Origin of the sequence: Longimicrobium sp., assembly GCF_036387355.1 — a bacterium.
In the GTDB taxonomy this organism is placed as follows: Bacteria; Gemmatimonadota; Gemmatimonadetes; order Longimicrobiales; family Longimicrobiaceae; genus Longimicrobium.
The window spans coordinates 1-3623 of sequence record NZ_DASVTX010000354.1 but is presented as its reverse complement, the minus strand read 5'-3'; the positions used below and the strand labels follow the sequence as shown (position 1 = coordinate 3623).

Below are 3623 nucleotides of genomic sequence, written 5' to 3'. Positions count from 1 at the left end.
CACTTCTCGCCCGACGAAATGCGCGGCATCCTGGAATCCGCCCGCTGAACGTCCGGGTGGATGAATGAAGAGGAGGCCGGCACTGGATTCCAGTGCCGGCCTCGTCCGCGTTCGGGGGAACGATGATGCGCTCCCGTTCGATCCTCATCACCAGCCGTGTCGCCGCGCCTCCCTGAGCGGATGAATCCGCCGCTCGGAAAGCGGGAAGCCCCGACCCGTGGCCGCTGGCGCGTCCACGTTCGGGGCTTCAACTGCGCGTACTTCCGCGCAGATCCGGGGTGTGCTCCTCTCTCACATTCGTTCGTGGGAGAGGGTGGTGGTGCGCAGTACGAGGGGTGAGGGCCGCGGCGGCCCGTCGCACCTGCGCTCTGCCCCGCCCGCTCAGTTCTGCGAGAGCGCCTGCTTGATCTCGTCGAACGGGGGGAGCAGGCCGGGGTTGGTGCTGTGCCAGGCGTACCGGATGGTGCCGTCGGTGTTGATGACGAACGCCGCGCGGTCCGACGCGTTCAGCAGCCCCGGGCCCAGCGGCCCCTCGCGCAGCACGCCGAACGCCTTGGCCGCGTCGCGGTTGAAGTCCGAGGCGAACTGGTAGTCGGCGCCCAGGTCCTTCTTGAAGCGGTCCAGCACCCACGGGCTGTCCACGCTCGTCGCGATCACGCGGGCGTTCAGGCCGCTGTACGACCCGATGTCGTCCCGCATGGTGCACAGCTCCTCGGTGCACGTGCTGGTAAAGGCGAGCGGAAAGAACAGCAGCACCACGGGCCCCTGCGCCCATTCGGCGGACAGCGGCAGCTGCGTGAGTTCGCTGGACACCAGCGTGACGTCGGGCGCGCGGTCTCCCTGCTGAAGCGGCATGTACGGATTCCCTCGTGTGGGTGAGAAGGGTCAGTCGTTCGCCGGCGCGGCGAGGCGAAGGGTGCGGAGCGCCTGGCGCACGGTTTCGCGCTCGGCTTCCTGCTCGCCGGCGGGGCAGATGTAGGTGGCGAACACCAGGACGCCCGGCGCGGTGGCCACGCCCTGCATCCAGAAGGTGGTCTCCTCCGCCTCGCCGTCGTCGTCCTCGTCCTGCGACTCGTATTCGCAGATGGACAGCTCGCCCTCCGCGATCTCCAGGTCCTCCACGTCTTCCTCGGCGATCTCCACGCCGTCTTCTTCCAGAAAGGCGTAGAGCTCTTCGGCGGGGTCGGCAAAGTCCTCGTCGCCCTCGAACGAGATCAGGTGCAGGGTGCCGATGCCGTCCTCGCGCCAGATCTCCAGTCCGCCCTGGTCTTCGTCGGGCTCGGCGGACCATCCGGCCGGAATTTCCAGGCTGAAGCGGCCGTCAGGGTCGCGGGTGCGATTGGGTTCCGTCATGCGCGTCCTCCTTGGGTGGCCGCCCAAGATGCCACGCGGCCGAACGCCCGGCAAGCCGTCCGCGGGCGGACGGCCTGCCGGGCGTCGACGTTCATCCGCCGGGACAGCGGTCAGGCGGCGCGGCGCGACACGTGGCCGTTGCCGGAGCCGAGGCCCGTCTTGCGGGCGGGGCGGATGATGCCGTTGCGCAGGTCGTGCTCGGCCTGCACGCGGTCCATCTCCTCCAGCGGCACCGAGGTGCGCATGAAGGTGGTGAGACGGACCATGAACTCCTGCTCGATCCGCTGGGCGACGGAGAGGGCGTGTTCAGTGCGTTCGGTCTCGTTCATATCGGCAACGTGGGCGCGTCAGTGGTCAGGCCAGGATTTCGTGATCCGCGGGTTGCCCCGCGACTTGGTGCTACAGTATCGCGCACCAGAAAATCTCCGGCATGGGTAGATGGACCCATCCGCAACCCACCCCCGCGAAGCCGGCCGGGTGTCCACGTTGGCGCATCGGCAGCACGAAATGTGGTCTGCGGGGCGGAGCAACCCGCTTCGCCGCAGCGGCGGATCGTCCTCCGGACCGTCGACGGGACCAGCTGCCTGCACGGGGCCGATGGCGCGTTGTGCTTCGGAAAGTTCACGGCGGCCCCCGCCGGGGTTCGCATTCCTTACCCACCCTCCCCCGGAACAGACTGGAGTACGATTGCCGGGGCTGATCGCCCGGGTCAGAACGCGAACGAGGAGACACCCGGGCCGGGCATCTCCTCGTTCCTGTCGATCGTGCCGTGCCGCCGTCGCCGTAGCTCCGCGTCCTCCGCGTGAGGGCAGTTCAGCAGCGCCGGCCGAACACGCGCATCACGGGAACGCGCGTCAGAAGCCGCCGGGCATGAAGCCGTCCATGGCCCCGCCGGACGCGCCGGCCGGCTCGCTCAGGCGCGCCTTGAGGTCAAAGTCGCCCGGGTTGGTGGCCGCCGCGCGCGCCACGCCGAACTCCACCGCGCCGCTGGCCACCAGGTCGGCCAGGTGCTGGTCAAAGGTCTGCATGCCGTATGTGTCGCGCCCCGCCGCGATGTGGTCGCGGATCTCCGACGTCTTGTCGGGATCAATCACGCAGTCGCGGATGGTGCTCGTCATCACCATCACCTCCGCCGCCAGCGCGCGCCCCTTGCGGTCCTTGCGGGCCAGCAGGCGCTGCGAGATCACCGCGTGCAGCGCGTCGGCCAGACGGTAGCGCACCGTCTCCTGCTCCTCCGGCGGAAAGGCGCTGATCAGGCGCGCCACGGTGTTGGTGGCGTCCTTGGTGTGCACGGTGCTGATGACCAGGTGCCCCGTTTCCGCCGCCTTGAGCGCGATGTCGATGGTTTCCGAATCGCGCATTTCGCCGATCTGGATCACGTCGGGGTCCTGCCGCAGCGCCGCCCGCAGCCCGCGGTGAAAGCTGTCGGTGTCGGAGCCGATCTCGCGCTGGCTTACGGCGCAGAGGTTGTCGTGGTGCAGAAACTCGATGGGGTCTTCCAGCGTGACGATGTGGCGGTGCTCGTGCTGGTTCAGGTGCTGCAGCATGCCCGCCATGGTGCTGCTCTTTCCGCTTCCCGTCACGCCCGTCACCAGCACCAGCCCGCGCTCCGCCAGCGCGATCTTCTTGGCGACGGGGGGCAGGCCCAACTCGTCCAGCGTGGGGATCTGGTACGGAATCACGCGCAGCACGACCACAAAGCTGCCGCGCTGCCGCATGACGTTCACGCGAAAGCGGCCGACGCCGTGCACGCCCCAGGAACAGTCGTGGTCCTGGATCACGTCCACCTTCTCCCGCAGCGTGGGGGAGATGATGGTGAGGACGAAGGCGCGCGCCTGCTCCGGCGACAGCTTCTGCTTGGTGAGCGGAAGCAGCTTGCCGCCGATCCGCGCGCGGATCACGTCGCCGCCGCGGATGTGGATGTCACTGGCGCCGCGCTCCACGGCGCCACGAATGATCTGTTCCATTGAGTTCCTGCGAAGTTGCTGCGAGCCGTGCTCGAGGAATGCCGGTGGGGAACGGAGCGGGCGATGGGCTACCGCTCCGGGTGCGGCGGACGGATGCGCCCGCGAGGCGCTGGAATATAGCATCTTTGGTCCATTTGTCTGCCCCGTGCACCCGCGGGCCGGTGCAGTCGTTGCAGGGGTGCGGCGCATCGGGTATACTCGCGCAGCCCGCACGGCCCCAACGCTTTCCATCCGCCGCACGCACAATGACCGCCGACAGCACGCAGGCAGCATCCTTCACACTCCCCGCCGAGCGCGAGGCCA

At 68.6% G+C, this 3623-nt stretch carries 4 protein-coding genes; all 4 read right to left on the bottom strand.

Features of this window, described 5'->3' with window-relative positions; translation table 11 throughout:
• Nucleotides 1–381 precede the first annotated feature (381 nt).
• Nucleotides 382–855 carry a peroxiredoxin gene (locus VF665_RS15500; RefSeq protein ID WP_331054343.1) on the bottom strand — a complete coding sequence of 158 codons (474 nt, stop codon included), beginning with the start codon at nucleotides 853–855 and terminating at the stop codon, nucleotides 382–384.
• Between the two features lie 30 nt (nucleotides 856–885).
• Nucleotides 886–1353, bottom strand: coding sequence for a hypothetical protein (locus VF665_RS15495; RefSeq protein WP_331054342.1), 468 nt, complete (start codon nucleotides 1351–1353; stop codon nucleotides 886–888).
• Between the two features lie 110 nt (nucleotides 1354–1463).
• The gene (locus VF665_RS15490) at nucleotides 1464–1682 is read right to left on the bottom strand and encodes a hypothetical protein (RefSeq protein WP_331054341.1); all 219 of its coding nucleotides are present in this window, start codon (nucleotides 1680–1682) and stop codon (nucleotides 1464–1466) included.
• 525 nt (nucleotides 1683–2207) lie between these two features.
• Complete coding sequence (locus tag VF665_RS15485; RefSeq protein WP_331054340.1) at nucleotides 2208–3320, bottom strand: PilT/PilU family type 4a pilus ATPase; 1113 nt, start codon at nucleotides 3318–3320, stop codon at nucleotides 2208–2210.
• Between the last annotated feature and the right edge of the window lie 303 nt (nucleotides 3321–3623).

Bases quoted from the DNA above. Each gene is read 5' to 3' on its own strand.
- VF665_RS15485 (WP_331054340.1), bottom strand. From the start codon at position 3,320: ATGGAACAGATCATTCGTGGCGCCGTGGAGCGCGGCGCCAGTGACATC.
- VF665_RS15500 (WP_331054343.1), bottom strand. From the start codon at position 855: ATGCCGCTTCAGCAGGGAGACCGCGCGCCCGACGTCACGCTGGTGTCC.
- VF665_RS15490 (WP_331054341.1), bottom strand. From the start codon at position 1,682: ATGAACGAGACCGAACGCACTGAACACGCCCTCTCCGTCGCCCAGCGG.
- VF665_RS15495 (WP_331054342.1), bottom strand. From the start codon at position 1,353: ATGACGGAACCCAATCGCACCCGCGACCCTGACGGCCGCTTCAGCCTG.